This is a genomic window from Marinobacterium ramblicola (genome assembly GCF_019084545.1).
GTDB classification, from domain to species: domain Bacteria; phylum Pseudomonadota; class Gammaproteobacteria; order Pseudomonadales; family Balneatricaceae; genus Marinobacterium_D; species Marinobacterium_D ramblicola.
In genome coordinates, this window is sequence record NZ_JAHREP010000043.1 from 1 (window position 1) to 22,476 (window position 22,476).

The window sequence follows — 22,476 nt, forward strand, 5'->3', positions numbered from 1 at the left end:
TCAGGGCAACGACGATACCAATACCTATGTTCAGGTGCTGGCGATCGTTCCGTTCTAAACCACGGCCTGCCATCCCATGGCAGATGTCGTAATAAAGGCTCCAAGGTCGAGGCGGTGCATACCGCCCTCGGCCCGGTACCACGCCTTGAATAGACAACATTAAAACAAACTCTATGGAGGCAACCATGTCCACCGAACTCTCCCTGCTGATCAACGGCGACAAGGTTGCCGGACAGGACGCTGCGTTTGACGTGATCAACCCGGCCACCGAAGCCGCCATCGCTTCAGGCCGGATGGCCTCGGTCGAGCAACTGGACCTGGCGGTCGCCGCCGCGCGCCAGGCGTTCCAGAGCTGGCGCAAGACCACCGATGCCGAACGCACAGCGCTGCTGCACCGCATCGCCGATACGATCGAGGCCAACGCCGACGAACTGGCCCGCATCATCGTGCAGGAGCAGGGCAAGCCGCTGTTCCTGGCGCAGATGGAGGTCGGTGGCGCCGTGGCCTGGACCCGCTACAACGCCGACCTGGAGATCCCGGTCAAGCTGATCGAGGACAGCGAGCACAAGCGGATCGAAGGCCATCGCAAGCCGCTCGGCGTGGTCGCCTCCATCACCCCCTGGAACTGGCCGCTGATGATCGCCATCTGGCACATCATCCCCGCCCTGCGCACCGGTAACACGGTGGTGTGCAAACCCTCCGGGCTGACGCCGCTGAACACCCTGCGTCTGGTTGAGATCATCAACGAGGTGCTGCCCGCCGGCGTGGTCAACCTGGTCACCGGCGAGCGCGAGATCGGCGAGGCGATCAGCCGCCATACCGGCATCGACAAGGTGATCTTCACCGGCTCCACGCCGACCGGACAGGCCATCATGGCCAACGCTGCCGGCAACCTGAAGCGGCTGACCCTGGAGCTGGGCGGCAACGATGCTGCCATCGTGCTGCCCGGCACCGATGTGGACGCCGTGGCGGAGGGGATCTTCCAGACCGCGTTCCTCAACATGGGCCAGACCTGTGCCGCGCTGAAGCGCCTCTACGTGCACGACAGCCTGTACGATGCGCTGTGCACCAAGCTGGCCGAGATTGCCAACGCCCAGGTGGTCGGCGATGGTCTGGCCGAGGGCACCAGCTTCGGTCCGGTGCAGAACGCCAACCAGTTCCGGCGCGTATGCGAGCTGGTCGAGGATGCCAAGGTCCAGGGCGGGAGCATCCTCAGCGGCGGTGCACCGGTCGACGGCAAGGGCTACTTCTACCCGCCGACCATCGTCGCCGATGTCAGCAACGGCGTGCGTCTGGTCGATGAGGAGCAGTTCGGCCCGGTATTGCCGGTGATCCGCTACCAGGATATCGACGAGGCGATCCGCCTGGCCAACGACTGCCCCTTCGGTCTTGGCGGCTCGGTCTGGGGACCGGACCTGGACCAGGCCAACGACGTAGCGCGCCAACTGGAGTGCGGCACGGTATGGATCAACGGCCATGCCGAGGTTCTACCCCACGCGCCGTTCGGCGGCTGCAAGCTCTCGGGTGTCGGCGTCGAGTTCGGCGTCGAAGGCCTGCTGGAGTACACCCAGTTGCAGGTCGTCAATATCAACCGGTAACGCGCACCAAAGCACCACGGTACAGAGCGACACCCCTTCATCATTCAGCTTCCACCATGGCTCTCTGTTATACGGAGCATTCAACAGCCCCCTACCCTGGGGGCTCTTTTTTTTGCTCGATACTCAACCGATCAGCCGCCCCACAGCACCCTGCATCTGCAGGATATTCACACCCGCCCCGCCATACTAAGATCAAGTGAAGATCGCGAAGAAGCCGTGGAACACTATAAAAAGAGGATATTCCACATGCAGTACTCGGCTCCCGAACCACAGATTGATGGCATGGTACTGAACCAGTTCAGCCAGGCACTGCTGGAGATCTACCGCCTGGCCAGGGAGGAGCCGCTCGAACGTTTTCTGCAGACGATGCTGGAGTGCGTGCAATCGATCATTCCGTTTCGCTCAGCCTGGTGGGGCCGAGGTGCACCCTCTGCAGAAGCGCCGGAACGCCTGCACAGCTACTACCTGTTACATCTGCCACCAGAATATTTTACAGACTGGAAAAGTATCCGCGACGATGACAACACGGTGGAGGAGGTTTTCAAAAAACCGGGCGAAGCGATCATTCTAAATATCGACAATCCTGACATTCACCCCGGCTTAAAATGGCTTGGCGAGCGTTACGAATTTCATGAATTGATGTGTGTAATCAGTCTTGATGAAATAACCGGTCTGAGCAATCACCTGAGTATTTATCGCGCCAAAGAGGACAACCCCTTTACCCCTCTTGAGCGCCAGCTGCTTGAGTCGTTAATGCCGCACCTGCTCTCGGCGGCCTCCATCAACCAGATTCGCAGTCTCTATGCCTTGCTCGAATCCCGCAGCGACAGCCATATGGCACTGGCGGTCTGCACCCGAGACGGCGTACTACTCAGTTCCGAACCTGGCCTGGTCGACCTGCTGCTGACCGAATGGCCCGAATGGCGGGGCCCAACACTGCCCTTTTTGCCCGACGCTACAGGCTATCAGGGCAAGTCGGTGGTCATCGACACACATAACCGCGACGACCTATATCTGCTGGTCGCGCGCCAGCTCTACCCGATCGAACAGTTGTCGACCCGGGAGCAGGATGTCGCCACCCGCTTCGGCCAGGGCCTGACCTATAAAGAGATCGCACGGGATATTGGAGTGTCGCCCAATACCGTGCGTCATTACCTGAGATCCATCTACCGAAAACTTGGCATCAATAATAAGGCGGATATCGGTCGTTTACTGCACGACATACCTATAAACAAACCCACATAAAATAAGAGAAAAGCCCCTCGTTAAAGTACTAACCGGTACTTACTAAACAAAAAATATAAAACTTATCGGATATGAATTTATATCCGAGGGTATTTTTCACGCGAAATAAACTACCCATCAGAGGGATATTCAATGAAAAAACGCACCACTCTTTTACAACGCACACTGATCGCGGGCCATCTCTGTGCCTGCCTGGCGGTAGCCGATGCTGCCCGGGCCGCCGATACCAATGCGCGCGATTTCTACAGCGCACCGGCGGGAACCCAGCTCGGTGTGCTCTACCTGCCAACCGTCTGGGCCAATGAGTTCGACTCCAATGCCGGCACATTCAAGGATGCAGAGCTGGACGTCAATGCCATCGCCTACCGCCATGTCTGGTTCAGTGATATCTGCGGCACTCTCTGCACCCCCCAGTTCATCGTGCCGGCCTCTCGGGTCGAAGCGACACTTCCGGGCGCAGGCAGTAGCATCAGCTCCACCGGCATCGGCGATCCACAGGTCGGCGGTACCCTGTTCCTGATCAACAACCCGGAACAGAGGGAGTACAGCGGCCTGTTGACGCTGCTGACCGTGCCGGTGGGCAGTTACGATGGCGACAAGGCGGATGTCTCCGCCGGTGCCAACCGCTGGGGCGCCACCTTCCTGCTCAACTACACCCGCGGCGTCAGTGCCAACTGGACCCTGGAAGGCTCGCTGGAAGCGCAGTTTTACGGCGACAACGACGATTACTACGGCATGACACTGTCCCAGGATCCGCTGTACCGGCTGCAGGCGTTCGCCTCATATGACTTTACCCCCAGCACCTACGGCGCACTGCGGCTCTACCACGCTGTCGGCGGTGAACTGGAACTCGACGGCCAGAAGATCGCCAATACCCGCCAGCAATACACCGACCTGGGCTTTGAGCTCGGTCACTGGCTGGATCAGCAGAATCAGCTGATGTTCACCTACGCCAAGAACGTGGAGACCGAAAACGGTTTCGACGTCAGTCAGGCGATGCTGCGTTTTGTCCACGTCTATTGATGCCAGGGGAGGTTGAAATGAGTTCACACAACATCAGGACTATGCCCAGCGAAATCAGCAACGCCCCGATGACCACGGTCGCCCTGGTGGCGATTGCCGCTATAGTACCGGCACTGCTGCTTATGGCACCCGTTGTGGCCGGGCAACTGGCCACCGAGTTACAGATGGGGCCGGCGGCAATCGGCCAGCTGTTCACCGCTGAACTGGGTGCCATGAGTCTGGCCACCCTGCCCGGCTTCTACTGGTTGTCACGCACCAACTGGCGCCTGGCGGGCAGCGTCAGCGCACTGCTGTTTATTCTGGCTAACATCTTCTCGGCGCTGGTCGACAGCCCGGTCCAGCTCACGCTGCTGCGCATCCTGAGTGGCCTCGGCGGCGGCTCGTTGATGATCATCTGTATGGCAACAGCCTCCATGCTTCCGAAACCGGACCGTGCCTACGGGCTTTGGGTGATGGGTCAGCTGGCCCTGGGTGCCGTCGGCCTGTCACTGCTGCCAATCCTGTTCGCGCACTTCGGATTATCCGCGTTCTTTATCGCCCTGGCAGCACTGATGCTGCTCAGCACGCCGCTGATAGGCTACCTGCCGACCGGCAAACAGGTCCCCGTGGATCAGCCATCGGCCAAAACCGGGACGCCCCTGACGCGGCCCGCGCTGCTCGGCCTGCTGGCGGTACTGCTGTTCTACGTCAGCCTGAACGGGGTCTGGACCTTCATCGGCGCCATCGCCGGCGCCGCGTCGATCGACAGCCAGACCAGCGGCAACGTGCTGGCAATCGCCTCACTGTTCGGTATTGCCGGCGCCGTCACCGCCACCCTGCTCGGCGGCCGTAACCGTTATAACCGACCACTGCTGATCGGCTACCTGATTATGATCGTCGGCATCCTGCTGCTGACCGGTGCCCCGGACAGCATCCGCTTCACCGTGGCGGCGCTGGGCTTCAAGTACGCCTGGACCTTTGCCCTGCCGTTCATTCTCGCCAGTCTGGCGTCGATCGACCGCAACGGCCATGTCATGAGCCTGACCAACCTGGTGATCGGCGGCGGTCTGGCGCTCGGCCCGCTGATCGCCGGCCAGATGATCGAAGCGCTCGGCGGCTACATGGAAGTGCTGCTCGGCTCGGCACTGCTCGCCACCACCTCCCTGCTGCTGATGCTGTTCATCCAGCCCAAGCGCCTGTCCAACCCTGGAGTCGCCCAAAATGCGTAATACTGCCCTGTTTTTCGACGAATACTGCTTCTGGCACACCACCGGCAGCCACGTGGACATTCTGCCCACCGGGGGCTGGGTACAACCCCCCTCCGCCGCCGGTCACGCCGAGTCACCCGAAACCAAGCGCCGACTGAAGAATCTGCTCGACGTCTCAGGTCTTAGCCGCCAACTGACCCTGAGGGGCGCCGAACCCGCCAGCTGGGAGGACCTGAGCCGGGTGCATCCGGCAGAGTATCTACAGCGTTTCAAGCAGCTCAGCGATAACGGCGGCGGTCCGTTCGGCGACAATGCACCGGTGGGGCCGCAGAGTTTCGAGATCGCCCGCCAGTCCACCGGACTGGTGTGCGCGGCGGTGGACGCAGTACTGAGCGGTGAGGTGGAGAACGCCTACGCCCTGTCCCGTCCACCGGGTCACCACTGTCTGCCCGATCAGGCGATGGGGTTCTGCTTCCTGGCCAACATCCCGGTCGCCATCGAACGCGCCAAAGCCAAGTTCAACCTGCAGCGCGTGGCGGTCATCGACTGGGATGTACACCACGGCAACGGTACCCAGGCAATCTACTACAACCGCCCTGACGTGCTGACCATCTCTCTGCACCAGGAGGGCTGCTTCCCGCCGGGCTACTCCGGTGCCGAGGATCGCGGCGCCGGTGACGGCGAGGGCTACAACCTGAATATTCCGTTGCTGCCCGGTGGCGGTCACGATGCCTATCTCTACGCCTTCGAGCAGCTGGTGATTCCGGCGCTGGAGCAGTACCAGCCGGAGCTGATCATCGTCGCCTGCGGCTACGACGCCAACGCCATCGATCCGCTGGCGCGGATGCTGGCCCACAGCGACACCTTCCGCGCGATGACCGAACAGGTCCAGCAGGCCGCGCAAAGGCTCTGCGCCGGTCGTCTGGTGCTGGCCCATGAGGGCGGCTACTCCGAGGGTTATGTGCCGTTCTGCGGCCTGGCCAGCATCGAGGCGCTGTCCGGTATACGCACCGAGGTCGAAGATCCGCTGCAGGCGTTTATCGCCCTGCAACAACCCTCGCAGGTGGCGCTCGAACTTCAGCGCCGTTTGCTGGATCAACTCGCCAACCGCCTCGCTTTCTCGGCTTAGGATCCGACCACCCCGGCAGCCCGCCTTGCCGGGGGCTAACCGATACATCGAGTTTCACCTCAACTCTCTGTTTCCTCAGAGATACTTCTTCGCCCCCGTCCCAGGGGGCGCTTTTTTTTGTGTCTCCGTTCAACGGCAACTTGAGGCGCATGAGTCCGCCTGTCTTGCGACCTACGCCATATACTGTATATTTAAACAGTACACTTTTAAGAGCAGTGCCCTCATGTCCGCTTCGAAGCCTTTGCGGGGCCGTGGTGCCCTGAGTAATCCGGCCAACCGTTTTTCACCTACCCACCGGGAACTCGACGCCGAAACGGAGTTTGACGACGGCGAGGTTACTGACCGAATCGCTACGGTACAGATCGAAGAGCGGCCGAAATCGATCATCAGCCGTAACAGTTCGCCCGACGTACCTTTCGAGCAGTCGATCAACCCCTACCGCGGCTGCGAACATGGCTGCATCTACTGTTTTGCCCGCCCCAGCCACGCCTACTGGGACCTGTCACCGGGGCTCGATTTCGAGACCCATATCATCTGCAAGACCCATGCAGCCGAGCAGCTTGAGAAGGAGTTACGGGCGAAAAACTACCGCTGCACACCGATCACCCTGGGCGCCAATACCGACCCCTACCAGCCGCTGGAGCAGCAACGCCGCACCACACGCGAGCTGCTGGAGGTGATGGTCCGCTTCCGCCAGCCGGTGACGATCATCACCAAGGGCGCGCTGATCACCCGGGATCTCGATCTCCTCGCCGAGCTGGCTCGACAGCAGCTCTGCTCGGTGATGATCAGCATGACCACGCTGGACCCTCAACTCAAGCGCACGCTCGAGCCCCGTGCTGCGGGTCCCAGAACCCGGTTAGCGGCGATCCGTGAACTGACCGGGGCCGGTGTGCCGGTCGGGGTGTTACTCGCGCCGCTGATCCCGATGATCAACGACCGCGAGCTCGAAGCGATTGTCGAGGCCAGTGCCGATGCCGGGGCACGCTCCGCCGGCTATATCTTCATCCGCCTGCCACATGAGGTAAAAGAACTGTTCCGCGAATGGCTGGAGACCCACTATCCGGACCGGGCCGAACACGTGATGAGCCTGATCCGCCAGAGCCGTGGCGGCCGAGAGTATGACAGCCGCTTCGGCAACCGGATGCGCGGTGAAGGCGCGTTTGCCGATCTGATCGCGCAACGCTTTCGCCTGGCACTCAACCGATACGGCCTGGGCCAGCGCGATCGACTGCAGTTGCGGACGGACCTGTTCTCGATCCCCCCTCAGACCGGCGACCAGTTGGCACTGTTCAGCTGATCTCTCAGCGAACGCATCGCCCCCTACTCCCGCATGCCCCACCATCAACCGTACGGTTGATGTTCAAGCCTGGGCTGATGAACTGTAATGAGGTTGTGTTCAGACAGTAACTTTTCCGCCAGGAGAGGCGCGATGCTACCCAAGATCAAAACGATCCTTTACGCCTCGGACATCAGTCCCGGTAGCCGTCCCGCTTTCCGCATGGCGGTGGAGCAGGCACTCAAGCATGAGGCCCAGATCATTTTCATCCACGCACTGGAGCCCTTGAACGGTCCTGCCGCCGAGATGATCGACGATTACCTGCCGCGCGAGGCGAACACCGCTCGCACTAATGCCTGGCTGAACAGTTACAAGGAACGCATAACCGAAAGAATCCAGAGCTTTCTGGATGAAGAGTTGCCGGAAGGTACCCAATTGCCCTACCCGACTCTAATAAAAGTACTCGTTGGACCGCCGGCAAAGGTGATCGTGCGTAGCGCGGACAAGCTGGCAGCCGACCTGATCGTGATGGGTGAACGAAGCGCCTCTACAGCGTCCAGGATCTTCCTGGGTTCCACCGCTCAGAAAGTGCTTCATCACACTCAGATACCGGTACTCATCGTGCCCCTCAATAGCGCGAAAAATTCTAAAAAAGACTAACGTCAACACCTGAGGTGACCATGAAAAAACAGTTCAAGACACTGCTCGCTGCTGCAGCCGTAGTTGCTGCTCCGCTGCTGATTACGCCGACAGCCTCCGCTGCCGACTACCCCTCCCGCCCGGTCAAATTCGTCGTGCCCTGGCCACCGGGCGACCTGGAGGATCTGCTGACCCGCCTGATCGCCGAAGAGATGACCAACGAAACCGGCAAGCCGGCCACCGTGGTCAACAAGCCGGGCGGCGGCGGTATCATCGGTGCCACCGACGTTGCCAATACACAACCCGACGGCCTGACCATCGGCTCCTTTGTGGTTGACATCGTCAGCACCTATGTAGCAGCCGGTAACGCCCCCTACGATAAGGACACCTTCGAACCGGTCGGTATCTTCCTCGACTACCCGTTCGTGATCGCCACCAAAAGCGACGCACCGTACAACAACCTGAAAGAGCTGGCCGAATACTCCAAGACCCACGATGTCTCCCTGGGTCATTTCGGCTACCAGGCCCTGCCGACTGCACTCACCTTCAAGGCCGCTGTGCAGGAGGGGATCAAGTTCAAGTCCGACGCTCCGTTCGACAGCATCGATTGCTCGACGCTGGCGACCGGCGATGCGGATATCATCAACACCACGACCCAGACCATTCTCGCCTGCCTGAAATCCGGTGAAGTGAAGGTGATCGCGTCGATCACCAAAGAGCGCATCGGCCTTGCACCGGACGTACCGACTCTGGCCGAGCAGACCGGTATCAAACAGACCCTCTGGAACGGCCTGTTCGTCAAGAAAGGCACCCCCGCCGAGATCAAGGCGCGCATAGCCGAAGTGGCGAAAGCGGCACTTGAGGGCCCCCGTGCCGCGGAGATTGCCAAAACCACCGGCGCCGGTATTTACTGGACCGCCGGCGCCGCTGCAGAACAGCATGTCGCGGATGATTTCGAAGCTTCCAAAGAGCTTCTGAAATTCATGAAGTGATCCACCTGTTGTAACCAGCGAGCAGAGGAATCCAAATTGGATTCCTCTGCTCCGTAGCGATCTCGAGCCCATGAATAACGACACTTTGAAACAGCTAGAGACACCAGACAGCGACGGAGCCCTGGAGGATCGCTCCTATGGGATCTACTGGTTTCTGCTGCTGGTATCCCTCGTACTCTTGTGCCTGATTCCCGATCAGGCCGCCTGGGTCGACACCAAGCGCGGCTGGTATACCCAACCTATGATCGGCTCGACACTCGGTCTGGTCGTCATGGCGATGTTCTCACTGGTCCGCGTCGCCCAGTCATTCAAGGATTTCCGCAACTCACCCATCGGGCGGGGCGACAACACCGTGGAGTTGGTGTTCGACGGCCTCGACAGTTTCCGTACCGCACTGGTCTCCTCGCTGCTGTTTTTTCTCTACATCCAGTCGCTGGAGCTGCTCGGCTTCATGCTGTCGACAGCGATCTTCACCACGGTACTGCTCTGGCTTTCGCGCCTGCTCAACCGCACTTGGCTGATCGCCAACCTGCTGACCGTGGCCGCGTTGATCCTGATCTTCCGGGTCGGCCTGCATATCTGGCTGCCGGATGCCTGGCTCTACTCCCTGTTGCCGGACAATCTGTCTGACTTGGCCAATCAGTACCTATAGGAGAGGCCCCACGATGGATACACTACTCTTAGGTCTTAATGAAATCGGTCATCTCAATGTGTTGATGGCCATCGTGATCGGCGCTCTGATCGGCGTGACCATCGGCTCCATTCCCGGGCTTGAACCTGCCGGGGTCATGGCGATCCTGCTGCCGTTGAGCTTCTCCATGGATCCGCTGGCCGGCGTATCCCTGCTGCTCGGCGTCTACGGCGGCGCCTGGTACGGCGGGGCGATACCGGCCATTCTGATGAACACGCCAGGCACGCCGGTAGCGGTGCTGACCACCTACGATGGCTATCCGATGGCCAAGCGCGGTGAGGGCAAGCGCGCGCTGTCGATCGCCTACACCTCATCGTTTGTCGGCGGCATCATCAGTGTCTGCTCATTGGTTCTGCTCGCACCGACACTGTCCCAGGTTGCACGGATGTTCGGCTCCGCCGAGTTCGCCATGCTCGCGGCACTGGGGATGATCTTCGTCGTACTCGCCCACCGCAACCATGTAGTAGAAGCTGCGATGATGCTCGGCTTCGGTATATTCCTCGGTACTATCGGGCTGGATCGCTCCTACAGCGTGCAGGTATTCACCTTCGACCAGAGCTGGCTGCTCGGCGGCATCCCGCTGGTACCGGCGGTGATCGGCCTGTTTGCCATGTCCCAGGCCTTCGTGCTGCTGTCTCAGCGTGGCAACGATGCGCAGAAAACCACGCTGGAAGGCAGCGGTATGTTTGGCGGTTTCATCGAACTGTTCCGGCACAAGATGACCGTGTTCCGCTCAGCCACGCTGGGCGTGGTGATGGGCCTGTTGCCCGGAGTCGGCGAGTTCGGCTCCCAATTCTTCTCCTATACCCTGGCGCAGAAGTTCTCCAAGAATCCGGAGAAGTTCGGTGATGGCGCGCCAGAAGGCGTGATCGCCTCGGAAACCTCCAACAACGCTGTCACCGCGTCGGTAATGGTGCCTCTACTAGCGTTCGGTATCCCCACCGACGCGCTGATGGCGATGCTGCTGGCAGTGTTCATGGTGCATAACTATATTCCAGGACCGACGCTGTTCGTGGAGCGCCCGGAGTTCATCTCCGGCCTCTACCTCTCGCTGTTCCTGATGAATATCGTGGTGTTCCTGTACCTGACCTTCGCCACCCGCTGGATCGTGAATCTGACCCGGATCCGCGGTCGCTTCATCGGCGCCTTTATCCTGGTGCTGGGCTTTATCGGCAGCTACAGCCAGAACTACCGCTTCTCCGATGCGATGATTGCCCTCGGTTTCGCGATATTCGGTTACATGCTGCGCCGGGCGAACATCCCGGCGGTTCCGATCATCCTCGGCCTGGTACTGGGGCCGGTATTCCTGACCCGCTTCCGTCAGGCGATGGGCGTGGCGGAGGGCGACCTAAGCATATTCGTCACCCGTCCGATCAGTCTGACCCTGTTCCTGATGATCGCCGCCTCGTTAGGCTTCTATATCTGGGGATTGCTGCGCAAGAAAGTCTAGTACCGGCTTAATACCGGCCTGGGCAAGGACGCCCGGATCATCCGCAGGCCGGCACGGAAAATAGAATTCATTTGACATAGAGCCTCCCCCGCGCTAAATAAGTTAATATATTAACTTTATTGCAAGCGGGTGACAGTTCCATGAACTCCAATTCACTGGCGCACTCGGTAGGGCTATATCAATTTCAGGAAGAATGTCTCGGTCTGCTTACCGGCGTGCTCGACGTACCCAAGGCGATCTCCTACCTTATCGACGAGAAGGGCAAGCCGGTGTGCTACAAGGTGCACCAGCTGCAACCCTCTATGCACAGGGAATATGTCAACACCTACCATAAATACGACCCTCTGCACCCGACCCTCTTCTCCGACAACGATGCCGATGTGGTCAAGATGAGCGACCTGGTATCCGGTCATGAGCGCAGCGAGCACCCCTATTTCCAGGAGTTCATCAACCCCTGGGGCGTACGCGATATCGTCGAGCTGTTCCTGCGCCAGGACAACCAACTGGTCGCCGGTTTCGCCCTGTTCAACCTGGCCAACCAGCCGGAGATCGATGCCGACTATGTGCGCCGGGTGAACAAGCTCTACCAGTTCATGCAGTTCTCGCTGGAGCAGAGCATCGCGTCGCCGAAAAATACCCAGTTCGACAGCTTCTGCAGCCAGCATGGCCTGACCAACAAGGAGCGGCTGGTCGTCGAGCTGGTCACTCAGGGGCTGCCCAATAAATCGATTGCCAACAATCTGGACTGCAGCCTGGCCACGGTTAAAACCCACCTGCAACATATTTTCCAGAAGCTGTCGATCAACAGTAAAAACGAGCTGATCTCCACGCTGTATCAGAAACACTGATACAGCTCTCCCTCCGCTTTCCCTACTCGGGCGTCATCATCCTTCTGGTTGATAGTCGCCCAATTTCGCATCGATATACTCGATTTCATTGGCCACGTTCCACCTCGGTGGTTCTTTGTGACCTACAGCAATCGGAGTAGATCATGCAATCGACACCCCAAACCAAAACACAAAACTTCTGGAACCCGATGGCGCATCCGGGCGACCCGGCCTCGCGCAACTTTATCCAGATCGTCAAGGGCGACGGCAACTACGTCCAGACTGCCGCCGGCGATTGGCTGGTCGACGGTGTCGGCGGGCTGTGGAACGTCAACGTCGGCCATAACCGCCAGGAGGTTAAGGACGCCATCAACGCTCAGTTGAATGAGCTGGAGTATTTCCAGATCTTCGACGGCTGCTCCCACCCCTGCGTCCATGAACTGGCCGACAGGCTGATCGAGATGACCAAGCCGGAGGGGATGAGCAAGGCGATGTTCAGCTCCGGCGGCTCCGATGCCGTTGAAACCGCGCTGAAGCTCGCCCGTCAGTACTGGAAGGCGGTGGGTCAGTCCCAGCGCTACAAGTTCATCTCGCTGAAACAGGGTTACCACGGCGTTCACTTCGGCGGTGCCTCGATCAACGGCAACACCGTGTTCCGGACCTCCTACGAACCGATGCTGCCGGGCTGCATCCACATCGACACCCCCTGGCTCTACCGCAACCCTTGGAACTGTGAGGATCCGGAACAGCTCGGGCAGCTCTGCGCCGCTCAGCTGGAAGCGGAGATCATCTTTCAGGGCCCGGAAACCGTGGCCGCGTTCATCGCCGAGCCGGTGCAGGGTGCCGGTGGCGTTATCGTGCCCCCGGCCAACTACTGGCCGCTGGTGCGCCAGGTGTGCGACAAGTACGGCGTGCTGCTGATCGCCGACGAGGTAGTCACCGGCTTCGGCCGCTCAGGCAGCATGTTCGGCGTGCGTGGCTGGGGCGTTAAAGCGGATATCCAGTGCTTCGCCAAGGGGATCAACTCCGGTTATATCCCGCTCGGTGCCACCCTGGTCAACGAGCGCATCTCCAGCGCCATCGAAGGCTGCCAGTCGTTTACCGGTGCGGTGATGCACGGCTACACCTACTCCGGCCACCCGGTGGCCTGCGCCGCTGCGCTGGCCTCGCTGAAGATCGTCGAGCAGGAGAACCTGCCGCAGAACGCCGCCGTTCAGGGTGAGCTGCTCAAGCGCAAACTGGAGCAGGTGCTGCTCGACTTCCCCGCCATCGGTGAGATCCGCGGCAAGGGGCTGATGATCGCCATCGATCTGGTCGCCAACAAGAAGACCCGTGAACCGATCGATCCAACCAAGGGTTACGCCAACCGCATCGCCGCCGTGACCATGCGCGAAGGCGCCATCGTGCGTCCGGTCGGCACCAAGATCATCCTCTCGCCAACCCTGACCCTGACAGAAACCGAGGTCGAGAAGCTGACCTCGGCGCTGAAGATCGCGTTCCAGGAAGTGAAGGCCTGATCCAACGCTCGAAACTAAGCCTCGATTCGGCAATGCACTTTTATAGGTGAAGCTATGTCTGAGAATACCAAGATCGATTTTATCTACCTGTCCGAGCCGGACATGATCAAAGCGGGCGTGACCGATATGCCGGCCTGCGTGGATACCATGGAGGAGATGTTCGCGCTGCTGCACAAGGGCGATTACCGCATGGCCGGCCCCAACAGCGACTCCCACGGCGCCATGATCACCTTCCCGAAAGAGTCCCCCTTCCCGACCATGCCCAAGCCGACCGCGGATCGTCGGCTGATGGCGATGCCGGCCTATCTGGGCGGCGACTTCCAGACCTGCGGCGTGAAGTGGTACGGCTCCAACATCGCCAACCGCGAAAAGGGGCTGCCGCGCTCCATCCTGATGATGATCCTCAGCGACATCGATACCGGCGCGCCGCTGGCCTACATGTCGGCCAACCTGTTGTCCGCCTACCGTACCGGCGCGATTCCCGGTGTCGGCGCCCGCCATCTGGCGCGCAAGGATTCAAAAGTGATCGGCCTGCTCGGCCCTGGCGTGATGGGTAAAACCACCGTCGCCTCCTTCATCGCCGCCTGCCCGGAGATCGACACCATCAAGGTGAAAGGGCGCGGCCAGAAGAGCCTGGATAACTTCATCGCCTGGGTCAAGGAGAGCTATCCGCAGATCACCACCCTGCAGGTCGTCGATACTGTGGAGGAGCTGGTACGCGACTCCGACCTGATCTCCTACTGCAACTCCGGCGAAGTGGGCGATCCGACCACCTACCCGATGGTCAAGCGCGAATGGCTGAAACCCGGTGCCTATCTGGCGATGCCGGCCAGCTGCAGCCTGGACGACGGCATGAGCGGCCCGGACGTGCGCAAGGTGATGGACAGCATCGGCCTGTACGAAGCCTGGTACGAAGAGGTGCCCAAGCCCAGCCACCACGTAATCCCGCTGGTCGGCATGCGCTTTATGGACATGATCGCCGAGGGCCAGATGGATAAGGCGGAGCTGGAAGATCTGGGTGCGATCATCTGCGGCGACACCCCGGCGCGTCAGAACGACGACGAGATCATCATCATGTCGGTGGGCGGCATGCCGGTGGAGGATGTAGCCTGGGCGACCAAGATCTACCGCAACGCCCTCGAAAAGGGGATCGGCATCAAGCTGAACCTCTGGGAAACCCCGGCACTGCGTTGATCTCCCTTCAACGTCCCATTCAGGCACGGCGCTGCTCGCCGTGCCGTTTTCGTTACCCGTTTTCGTAATTTATTGTCGAGAAGATCCAATGACCAAGATCGTAAAAGTCAAAACCGGCTCCAAATTCGAAGAGATCGCCAGCTACTCACGTCTGGTGATGGTGGATAACCTGATCCACGTCTCCAATACCGCCGGGCGCAACCCGGATACCCAAGAGATTCCGGAAGACGTGATCGAACAGACCGAACAGGTGTTCAACAACATCGAACGGGCGCTGGCGGCGGTCGATGCCTCCCTGGCCGATGTCATTATGTCCCGCGTGTTTATCCAGAACCCGGACGACACCCCGGCTGTGATGGAGTTTATCGGCACCAAGTTCCGTGGCATCAACCCGGCCACCACCGTAACCTGCCCGCCGCTGGGCTCCACCGTGTACAAGGTCGAGCTGGAGGTCACCGCCTACCGTGGCGCGTCACAGGCCGAGGTGGAAGAGATCCGCATCGCGCAATAAATCACCGTGGGGTCGGCAGATTCGTCGCTGGCTCTGCCGCTGCTGCAGGACAACCACTATGACCAAAACACTGGAACCCGTCGTTACTTCCGACGAACTCCCCTCCTCCGCCGATGTGGTAATAATTGGCGGCGGTATTGTCGGCGTCACCGCTGCCCTGGCCCTGGCAGAGCGCAACATCTCGGTGCTGTTGCTCGAAAAGGGCCATATCGCCGGTGAGCAATCCTCCCGCAATCTGGGCTGGATTCGTAAGACCAGCCGCCATGCCCATGACGTGCCGCTGGCCCAGGCCGCCGACCGCCTGTGGGCGGCGATGCCCGAGCGCATCGGCCGCTCGGTCGGTTACCGTCAGGCGGGTATCATGTTCGTCGCCCGCACCGAAGCGCAAATGGCGTTCTACGAAGAGTGGTACAAGTCTGTCGAGGCACTGAATCTGGATTCCAAGCTGCTGACACCCGGTGATATTGACCGGCTGGTGCCCGGCGGCAAGGGCAACTGGGTCGGCGGCATCCATACCCCCACCGACGGCTATGCCGAACCTTCGATCACCACCAGCGCCATCGCCAACGCGGCGATGAAGCGCGGTGTGACACTGGTGCAGAACTGCGCGGTACGCACACTGTCCATGTCGGCAGGCAGGGTGTCGGGCGTGGTCACGGAAAAGGGCGAGGTACGCTGCTCGCAGGTGTTGTTGGCCGGTGGTGCCTGGTCACGTCGTTTCCTCGGCAACCTGGGCGTATCGCTGCCGACCCTGCCGCTGATCTGCTCGGTGCTAAGAACTCAGCCGATGGAGGGCCCGACCGACACCGCACTGGGTGCACCGGACTTCTCCTTCCGCAAGCATCAGGATGGCGGCTTTATCATCACCCAGCGCGGCAAGCTCGACGCTCCGGTCACGCTGGATCACCTGCTGATCGGCCACCGCTATCTGGACCAGCTGCGCACACAGCGCAGCTTCCTGAAGATCGGTTTCGGTAGCGCCTTTTTCAAGGATCTGGCGCTGCCACGTCGCTGGAAGGCCGACAGCAAGTCCCCGTTCGAAAGGGTGCGCACCAACGATCCGGCTCCCAATACCGGTCTTAATCAGGATGCGCTGAACAATCTCAAGGCGGCCTGGCCTGCGTTCGAAGAAGCCAAGGTGGAAGAGGCCTGGGCCGGCTTGCTCGATGTGACCCCGGACTCCAACCCGGTGATCGATCATATCGAGTCCATCCCCGGCCTGACCATCGCCACCGGTTTCTCCGGCCACGGTTTCGGCACCGGACCGGCCGCCGGCCAGCTGGCCGCTGACCTGGTAGCCGGCGTCGAGCCGATCATCGACCCCGCGCCCTACAGGTTCGGCAGATTCTGATCCTGGGATGTGATCCTGAAGATGAAGGCACCCGCGATGCTCTTATCCGGGGGCCTTCATTGCCCATACGGTCCTGCGCCCAACAACGCCGGATCTCCCCTCCGCGCTTTATCTCTCGTTATAGAACGCATCCAGCAACACCGGGCTCTCGGGTAGCGTCGAACCGCCATCGACCACCAGTGTCTGCCCGGTCACATAGGACGCCTGTTCCGAAGCAAGATAGAGCATGGCATAGGCGATATCGGTCGCTTGCCCCAACTTTCCGACCGGTATCTGACTGGCCATCATCGCCAGGCCTTCATCGTCGGTCAGCGCGGCCATCGCCGGGGTCAGGATATAGCCGGGCTCTACGCCGTTGACCGTAATGTGGTCACGGGCAAACTCAATCGCCGCACTGCGGATAAAACCGTTCAGACCGCTTTTCGACGCCGCATAGTGGGCGGTTTCGGGCATCGCCACGCGCGGGCCGGTGACCGACGATGTGAAGAGGATACGGCCACAGGGCGACTGGCGCAGATAGGGCAGCGCGTCCTTGGCGAGCCAGAACGCGGCTTTCAGGTTGACGTTGAGCGTGGTGTCCAGCTCCCCATCGCTGAGATCCTCGATGGCCCGCATCGGATAGACCGCCGCATTGTGGATAACAATATCCAGACGGCCGAACCGCTCGATGGTATGTTCAATCAGGCGGGTTACGCTGTCGCGCCGGCCGATATCGCATTGAAACAGGCAGGCACTGCCACCGGACTCCGATATACGCTTTACGGTATCTTCACCGGAAGATGCCGTGCGTGTGGCGACGATGACATGGGCGCCGTTGTCAGCAAACACTTTAGCAATGCCCGCTCCTATCCCCTGGCCGGAACCGGTCACGATGGCCACGCGGCCAGTTAAATCCACTTTCATACACTTACTCCGTTCGATTCACAAAAAAGCCGCCAGTGGCGGCTCATTCAGCGGGAGGCGGTCAGCCAAGCGACAGGAAATGTTCGGCCTGGTTGCAGGCCCGACGGATCAGATCCGGTGCCAGCTCACGGGCGGTTTCGGTCTCCTGCCGGCTGCGGATCCAACCCAGGTAGGTGCAGGCTCTGGCGGCCAGGAACAGCTCCAGATCCTCCAGCTCCTGATCCGACAACGCGCGCTCACGGCGATAGCCGTCGATCAGCGCCTGTTTTGCCACCGTATAGCCGGGCTCCTCCTGGATGAAGTAGAGTGCCGTGGCCAGCTCGAACAGGTGCCAGCCGAAGCCGGCGTCATCGAAGTCGATCAGCCGCACATTATCGCCTTCGACCATCAGGTTCTCCGGCACGAAGTCGGCATGGATCAACCCATAACGCTGGAGAGAACGGTCGTAGCCCTCCAGTTTCTCGGCGATACGCTCGCGAACCCTTTCCATCAGCCGTTTCTGCTCCTCGGTCAACAGTTCGAGCTCCCAGAAACGCCCCCAGAAGGGTTCTTCACCCACCAGGCCCTCGCGATCCCAGGCATGACGCTCGAACCCTTCCGGCGGTATCCAATCGCTTGAGCCGTTGTGCAGCCGGGCCGCCATCGCCCCGAGGGTGGAATAGAGATGCTCGATACGTTCGGCGTTGTCACCCAGCCCCTGCTCCACCGAGCCAAACTGCTCGCCATCGATCCATGCGAACAGATCGATATCCCTCTCCTCGGGCACGGCCAGATGCGACTCACTGACCAGAAGACGCCCGTCGACCGTCGGGATCACTTCCGGCACCGCGATGCCCTTTTCCGCCAACGCCGACATCCACTGCAGTTCGGAGCGCAATGCTGCGCCACTGTGGTAACCCGGTCGGTGGATACGCAGTGCGTAGCGCCGCCCATCGGCGGTATCGACCCGGTATACGGCGTTTTCGCGATACTTCACCAAGTTAAGCTCACTGCCCTGCAACGACCAGTGGCGCAGCGCCTGGGCCGCCATCTGCAACAGGCACTGACTCTGCTGTTCGGGGTTCAATCGATAGAAGGCGCTCATACCCCGCCCTCCATCTCGATCAACACCTGATCCAGCGTCTGAAGCAAAATATCGGCGTGCTCCGGCTGGAACGGCATCGGCGGGCGCAGCTTGAGAATCGAGTCATGCACGCCGATGGTGCTGATCAGCACCCCCTTGTCGCGCATCCGGTTGATAATGCGGCGTGCCTCCGCCTTCGCGGGTGCCTTGCTGGTCCGGTCCCGCACCAGCTCGACAGCGAAGAACATGCCGAGATCACGCACCTCACCGATCAGTTCATGCTTGTGTTGCAGCTTGCGTAGACCCTCCGTCACGTAAGCCCCGGTGGTTAGCGCGTTCTGCATCAGGTTGTCCTGTTCCAGGACATCGAGCACCGCCATGCCGACGGCGCAGGATACAGGGTTACCGCCGAAGGTGTTGAAGTACATCGACTCCTTGCTGAACGCTTCGATCATCTCCGGGCGCGCAACCACACCGGCCAGCGGATGACCGTTGCCCATCGGTTTGCCCATCGTCACGATATCGGGGGTCAGGTCATACCACTGGTGGGCCCAGAAATGCTTGCCTGAGCGGCCGAACCCGACCTGCACCTCGTCGGCAATGAACACGCCACCGGCCTGACGCACCTTCGCCACCGCCTGCTCCAGAAAGCCGGCCGGTACATTGAGCAAGCCCTCATTGGCGAAGTCCGGGCAGACCAGAATACCGGCGACTTTGATCCCTTCGGCATGGAACTGGTCGATCGCCTGCTGCACGCGGTCGGCATAGGCCTGCGCCAGCGCCTCGCCGGTCAGACCGTCGATACCGCGGTATGAATCGGGAATGGGAAACGCCTTCACCCGCTTGGTGGTTCTCGACTCCGGCATAAAGCCGGTACCGATCTCGGCCACGGCTTCGGTGTTGCCGTGATAGGCGAAGTCGGTGACGATAATCCCCTGCCCGCCGGTGCAGTAGCGCGCCATGCGCAACGCCAGCTCGTTGGACTCGCTGCCGGTACAGGTCAGCATCGCCATCTGCAGGCCGTCGTCGAAGGTGGCGGTGAGGCGCTCCAGATAATCGACGATGTTGTTGTGCAGGTAGCGGGTGTGGATATTCAGTGTCGATGCCTGGCGGGAGAGTGCCTCGACCACGCGCGGGTTGCAGTGGCCGACGTGGGGGACGTTGTTGTAGACATCCAGGTAGCGTTTGCCCTCGCTGTCCCAGAGCCAGACACCCTCGCCGCGCACCAGTTGCAGCGGCTTCTCGTAAAACAGCGGGGTGTGATGCCCCATGACACGGTATCTTCTGGACAGAAGATCCTGGGCCTGATGATCCGACATAGCGATACTCGCCTCCTCAGTTCAATGTGTTCGACTGATTCAGCGTTCAGTATCGGGATTCAGGACAGGATGCGGGATCCACCAGAAGGTGGAGATCGGGGATTAGGCTCAACCATTCAGGTCAAGCAGGACCTTGGCGACAAGCTCGCTGCGTTTTTTTACCTCGGTTTTTCTGAAAATCCGTATCAGATGGGTCTTTACCGTCGCCTCACCCAAGGCGAGATCCGTCGCAATCGCCTTGTTACTGCTACCGCGCAGCACCAGCTCCAGCACATCGAGCTCCCGCTCGGTGAGCTCGTACTTGGCGGCGATATTCTGGCGCTCACTCTCCCTACGCGGCAGGTACACGGCGTTGAGTGCATATTCGAGAAAGGGCTGTACTTTCTTCAGCAACGCCAGCTCATCGGCGCGGAAGTTGCCCAGCGACTCCTCCCGCATCATGCTCAGCCCCGCGATGATCCGTCCCTCACGACGGAAGAACATATCCGCTACAAAGCGGTGGTTAAACGGCACCATGAAGTTCTGGTAGTAGAGCGTCTGTTTAAGATGATGAGGCGAGATCCGCGAATCCAGTGTGACCAGCACCTCGTCACTATTCGCGAAACGCTCTGGATGTAATGGATCGAGTGCGCCGTACTCCGAGGCATAGGCCTTCTCTGCATCGGCGGCAAGATTGTAGAGCACCGCGCCCTTGTGCTGCATGCCGGGATCGATCAGGAAAAAGGCAGAACTGCTCAGCGAGACCAGGCTGGAGATCAACTCCAGGCTCCTCTGCTGAAACTCCCGTGTATCGGCATGTTCAATCGTCATCAACGCTACTCATGCATTTCGTGGTACGACTGAAAGTTAACATCATAATCTCTTCCTTGTCCCCCCATGTGCAGTCGAAGGATGCTGCCGAAGACAAAAAAGGCCCCTGCTCGGGGGCCAATCTGACACTCCGCTCTGCAGGAGCCAGGGGTGGAATGATGAGGTCCTGAGTGTCAGGCGCGTTTGATGCTGAGCAGCTGGGATTGGGTGTATTCGAGCAGCCCCTCCTCGCCGAACTCGACACCGAAACCGGACATCTTGCAGCCGCCGAACGGGCAGTGCGGCAGCACTTCGGCGTGGTTATTGATCCACGCGGTACCGCTCTCCAGACGCACCGCGACCTTGCGTGCCTGTTCGATATCGCTGCCCCATACCGAGGCACCGAGGCCGTTGGGGTTGTCGTTGGCGCGGGCAATCGCATCTTCGACATCGCTGTAACGGATCACCGGCAATACCGGGCCGAACTGCTCTTCATCGACCAGGCGCGTGCCATCGGTAATGTCGGCAACGATGGTTGGCGGGTAGAAGTAGCCATTACCCGGCAGCGCTTCGCCACCGCAGAGTACCTTCGCCCCCTGAGCACGGGCATCCTCGACCAGCTCGCGGACCAGATCGAACTGCGCGCGGTTCTGTACCGGACCGAAGGTGACACCATCTTCCAGGCCGGAGCCCACTTTCTGCTCCTGAGCGATGTTGACCAGGCGCTGGCACAGGTCGTCATAGAGTGAGTCATGCACATAGAGGCGCTTCAACGCCGCACAGGTCTGGCCCATGTTCAGGAAGGCGGTCTGGAAGATCCCCATCGCTACCGCGTCCAGGTCGGCGTCGGGCAGTACGATGCCGGCATCGTTGCCGCCCAGCTCCAGAGTCAGACGCTTCAGGTTGCCGGCGGCATTGCGCATGATGTCCTGACCGGTCGGGGTGGAACCGGTGAACACGATCTTGTTGATATCCGGATGACCGGTCATGGCACGGCCGATACCGCCCTCGCCGGTGACGATGTTGATCACGCCGGCCGGTACCTGCTCGTTGATCAGCTCGACCAGGCGGAGGGTGTTGAACGGGGTCAGCGACGAGGGCTTAACCACCACCGTGTTACCGGTGCGCAGTGCCGGCATGATGTGCCATACCGCGATCATCAGCGGCCAGTTCCAGGGAGTGATCGAGCCGACCACGCCCAATGGCTTGTGATGCAGCTCGGCCAGGCGCTGTTCGCTGTCTTCGATCACCTTGACCGGAATCTCCAGCTCGGCGGTGTAGCGGGTCCAGGCGATGGCACCACCCACCTCCATCTGCGCCAGCGCCAGCGGCTTGCCCTGCTCCCGGGTGACGATCTGCGCCAGCTCATCGGCGTTGGCTTCGATCGCATCGGCGATGCGGTGCAGGATCGCCTTGCGCTCTTCGTCAGAGCTGTACTGCCAGCTTTTGAACGCTTCGGCCGCGGCCGCTACCGCCTGATCGACCTGTTCCGGTGAGGCGGCGGGGCAGTCGGCGAAGCGCTCGCCGGTCGCCGGATCGATCACGGCGAAGGGGTCTCGGGCACCGGCCGTAGCCTGCCCGCCGATCATCAGGGAGTATTCAGTCTTCATGTGCAGATCCTCTGGGGCCTTCTAGCGACAGGCGCCGGCCTAATGGCCGGCGCTGCGCGGTATACCTTGTCGTGAGTCTTGTAATAGGTCGTGTTATGAGTTTAGAACGGAACGATCGCCAGCACCTGAACATAGGTGTTGGTATCGTCGTTGCCCTGG

Annotated in this window: 21 protein-coding genes; 15 read left to right on the top strand and 6 right to left on the bottom strand. The window is 60.5% G+C overall.

Annotated features, from left to right (window positions below; all coding sequences use genetic code 11):
* Nucleotides 1-193, bottom strand: a 193-nt coding sequence (locus KQ940_RS21800) for a hypothetical protein (RefSeq protein WP_217416763.1), incomplete at its 3' end; no start/stop codon positions are given.
* Here KQ940_RS21800 and KQ940_RS21805 point away from each other — a divergent pair.
* From KQ940_RS21805 to KQ940_RS21875, 15 genes are all read left to right on the top strand, one after another.
* Complete coding sequence (locus KQ940_RS21805; RefSeq protein WP_217416764.1) at nt 186-1,598, top strand: aldehyde dehydrogenase family protein; 1,413 nt, start codon at nt 186-188, stop codon at nt 1,596-1,598. The two genes, KQ940_RS21800 and KQ940_RS21805, sit on opposite strands and share 8 nt — an antisense overlap.
* A 246-nt stretch (nt 1,599-1,844) precedes the next feature.
* A complete protein-coding gene (locus tag KQ940_RS21810; protein ID WP_246590250.1) occupies nt 1,845-2,843 on the top strand; it encodes a helix-turn-helix transcriptional regulator in 999 nt (332 codons plus the stop codon).
* A 132-nt stretch (nt 2,844-2,975) separates the two neighbouring features.
* The gene (locus KQ940_RS21815) at nt 2,976-3,866 is read left to right on the top strand and encodes a transporter (RefSeq protein WP_217416765.1); all 891 of its coding nucleotides are present in this window, start codon (nt 2,976-2,978) and stop codon (nt 3,864-3,866) included.
* A 17-nt stretch (nt 3,867-3,883) separates the two neighbouring features.
* Entirely contained in the window at nt 3,884-5,074 is a 1,191-nt protein-coding gene (locus KQ940_RS21820; RefSeq protein WP_246590251.1) for an MFS transporter, read from the top strand.
* Nucleotides 5,067-6,182, top strand: a complete 1,116-nt coding sequence (locus KQ940_RS21825) for a class II histone deacetylase (protein WP_217416766.1) — start codon at nt 5,067-5,069, stop codon at nt 6,180-6,182. The genes KQ940_RS21820 and KQ940_RS21825 overlap by 8 nt, the downstream gene beginning before the upstream one ends.
* Before the next feature lie 223 nt (nt 6,183-6,405).
* Nucleotides 6,406-7,482, top strand: a complete 1,077-nt coding sequence (locus tag KQ940_RS21830) for a PA0069 family radical SAM protein (protein ID WP_217416767.1) — start codon at nt 6,406-6,408, stop codon at nt 7,480-7,482.
* 132 nt (nt 7,483-7,614) lie between these two features.
* A complete protein-coding gene (locus tag KQ940_RS21835) occupies nt 7,615-8,121 on the top strand; it encodes a universal stress protein (protein WP_217416768.1) in 507 nt (168 codons plus the stop codon).
* 20 nt (nt 8,122-8,141) lie between these two features.
* The gene (locus KQ940_RS21840) at nt 8,142-9,092 is read left to right on the top strand and encodes a tripartite tricarboxylate transporter substrate binding protein (protein ID WP_217416769.1); all 951 of its coding nucleotides are present in this window, start codon (nt 8,142-8,144) and stop codon (nt 9,090-9,092) included.
* A gap of 70 nt (nt 9,093-9,162) precedes the next feature.
* Nucleotides 9,163-9,744 (top strand): tripartite tricarboxylate transporter TctB family protein, encoded by a 582-nt coding sequence (locus tag KQ940_RS21845; protein ID WP_246590252.1) that lies wholly within the window; start codon nt 9,163-9,165, stop codon nt 9,742-9,744.
* Nucleotides 9,745-9,757: 13 nt separating this feature from the next.
* Complete coding sequence (locus tag KQ940_RS21850) at nt 9,758-11,233, top strand: tripartite tricarboxylate transporter permease (protein WP_217416770.1); 1,476 nt, start codon at nt 9,758-9,760, stop codon at nt 11,231-11,233.
* A gap of 140 nt (nt 11,234-11,373) precedes the next feature.
* On the top strand, nt 11,374-12,081 hold the full coding sequence (locus KQ940_RS21855) for a helix-turn-helix domain-containing protein (RefSeq protein WP_217416771.1): 708 nt from the start codon (nt 11,374-11,376) through the stop codon (nt 12,079-12,081).
* 143 nt (nt 12,082-12,224) lie between these two features.
* On the top strand, nt 12,225-13,577 hold the full coding sequence (locus KQ940_RS21860; RefSeq protein WP_217416772.1) for an aminotransferase class III-fold pyridoxal phosphate-dependent enzyme: 1,353 nt from the start codon (nt 12,225-12,227) through the stop codon (nt 13,575-13,577).
* Nucleotides 13,578-13,631: 54 nt separating this feature from the next.
* The gene (locus KQ940_RS21865) at nt 13,632-14,771 is read left to right on the top strand and encodes an ornithine cyclodeaminase family protein (protein WP_217416773.1); all 1,140 of its coding nucleotides are present in this window, start codon (nt 13,632-13,634) and stop codon (nt 14,769-14,771) included.
* An 88-nt stretch (nt 14,772-14,859) separates the two neighbouring features.
* Entirely contained in the window at nt 14,860-15,282 is a 423-nt protein-coding gene (locus tag KQ940_RS21870; protein WP_036183350.1) for a RidA family protein, read from the top strand.
* Nucleotides 15,283-15,340: 58 nt separating this feature from the next.
* Nucleotides 15,341-16,633, top strand: coding sequence for an NAD(P)/FAD-dependent oxidoreductase (locus KQ940_RS21875; protein ID WP_217416774.1), 1,293 nt, complete (start codon nt 15,341-15,343; stop codon nt 16,631-16,633).
* 108 nt (nt 16,634-16,741) lie between these two features.
* On the opposite strand, the gene KQ940_RS21880 is transcribed toward KQ940_RS21875, so the two are convergent.
* From KQ940_RS21880 to KQ940_RS21900, 5 genes are all read right to left on the bottom strand, one after another.
* Nucleotides 16,742-17,536 (bottom strand): SDR family oxidoreductase, encoded by a 795-nt coding sequence (locus tag KQ940_RS21880; protein ID WP_217416775.1) that lies wholly within the window; start codon nt 17,534-17,536, stop codon nt 16,742-16,744.
* A 61-nt stretch (nt 17,537-17,597) separates the two neighbouring features.
* Nucleotides 17,598-18,620 (bottom strand): phosphotransferase enzyme family protein, encoded by a 1,023-nt coding sequence (locus KQ940_RS21885; protein WP_246590253.1) that lies wholly within the window; start codon nt 18,618-18,620, stop codon nt 17,598-17,600.
* Nucleotides 18,617-19,918 carry an aspartate aminotransferase family protein gene (locus KQ940_RS21890; protein ID WP_217416776.1) on the bottom strand — a complete coding sequence of 434 codons (1,302 nt, stop codon included), beginning with the start codon at nt 19,916-19,918 and terminating at the stop codon, nt 18,617-18,619. The genes KQ940_RS21885 and KQ940_RS21890 overlap by 4 nt, the downstream gene beginning before the upstream one ends.
* A 108-nt stretch (nt 19,919-20,026) precedes the next feature.
* Nucleotides 20,027-20,728: a helix-turn-helix transcriptional regulator gene (locus KQ940_RS21895; RefSeq protein WP_217416777.1), complete on the bottom strand. Its 702-nt coding sequence runs from the start codon at nt 20,726-20,728 to the stop codon at nt 20,027-20,029.
* A 173-nt stretch (nt 20,729-20,901) separates the two neighbouring features.
* Nucleotides 20,902-22,317 carry an aldehyde dehydrogenase family protein gene (locus tag KQ940_RS21900; RefSeq protein WP_217416778.1) on the bottom strand — a complete coding sequence of 472 codons (1,416 nt, stop codon included), beginning with the start codon at nt 22,315-22,317 and terminating at the stop codon, nt 20,902-20,904.
* Nucleotides 22,318-22,476: the final 159 nt, after the last annotated feature.

Bases quoted from the DNA above. Each gene is read 5' to 3' on its own strand.
- KQ940_RS21895 (WP_217416777.1), bottom strand. From the start codon at position 20,728: ATGACGATTGAACATGCCGATACACGGGAGTTTCAGCAGAGGAGCCTG.
- KQ940_RS21840 (WP_217416769.1), top strand. From the start codon at position 8,142: ATGAAAAAACAGTTCAAGACACTGCTCGCTGCTGCAGCCGTAGTTGCT.
- KQ940_RS21865 (WP_217416773.1), top strand. From the start codon at position 13,632: ATGTCTGAGAATACCAAGATCGATTTTATCTACCTGTCCGAGCCGGAC.
- KQ940_RS21845 (WP_246590252.1), top strand. From the start codon at position 9,163: ATGAATAACGACACTTTGAAACAGCTAGAGACACCAGACAGCGACGGA.
- KQ940_RS21880 (WP_217416775.1), bottom strand. From the start codon at position 17,536: ATGAAAGTGGATTTAACTGGCCGCGTGGCCATCGTGACCGGTTCCGGC.
- KQ940_RS21810 (WP_246590250.1), top strand. From the start codon at position 1,845: ATGCAGTACTCGGCTCCCGAACCACAGATTGATGGCATGGTACTGAAC.
- KQ940_RS21860 (WP_217416772.1), top strand. From the start codon at position 12,225: ATGCAATCGACACCCCAAACCAAAACACAAAACTTCTGGAACCCGATG.
- KQ940_RS21830 (WP_217416767.1), top strand. From the start codon at position 6,406: ATGTCCGCTTCGAAGCCTTTGCGGGGCCGTGGTGCCCTGAGTAATCCG.
- KQ940_RS21900 (WP_217416778.1), bottom strand. From the start codon at position 22,317: ATGAAGACTGAATACTCCCTGATGATCGGCGGGCAGGCTACGGCCGGT.
- KQ940_RS21825 (WP_217416766.1), top strand. From the start codon at position 5,067: ATGCGTAATACTGCCCTGTTTTTCGACGAATACTGCTTCTGGCACACC.
- KQ940_RS21855 (WP_217416771.1), top strand. From the start codon at position 11,374: ATGAACTCCAATTCACTGGCGCACTCGGTAGGGCTATATCAATTTCAG.
- KQ940_RS21835 (WP_217416768.1), top strand. From the start codon at position 7,615: ATGCTACCCAAGATCAAAACGATCCTTTACGCCTCGGACATCAGTCCC.
- KQ940_RS21805 (WP_217416764.1), top strand. From the start codon at position 186: ATGTCCACCGAACTCTCCCTGCTGATCAACGGCGACAAGGTTGCCGGA.
- KQ940_RS21815 (WP_217416765.1), top strand. From the start codon at position 2,976: ATGAAAAAACGCACCACTCTTTTACAACGCACACTGATCGCGGGCCAT.
- KQ940_RS21890 (WP_217416776.1), bottom strand. From the start codon at position 19,918: ATGTCGGATCATCAGGCCCAGGATCTTCTGTCCAGAAGATACCGTGTC.
- KQ940_RS21850 (WP_217416770.1), top strand. From the start codon at position 9,758: ATGGATACACTACTCTTAGGTCTTAATGAAATCGGTCATCTCAATGTG.
- KQ940_RS21885 (WP_246590253.1), bottom strand. From the start codon at position 18,620: ATGAGCGCCTTCTATCGATTGAACCCCGAACAGCAGAGTCAGTGCCTG.
- KQ940_RS21875 (WP_217416774.1), top strand. From the start codon at position 15,341: ATGACCAAAACACTGGAACCCGTCGTTACTTCCGACGAACTCCCCTCC.
- KQ940_RS21820 (WP_246590251.1), top strand. From the start codon at position 3,884: ATGAGTTCACACAACATCAGGACTATGCCCAGCGAAATCAGCAACGCC.
- KQ940_RS21870 (WP_036183350.1), top strand. From the start codon at position 14,860: ATGACCAAGATCGTAAAAGTCAAAACCGGCTCCAAATTCGAAGAGATC.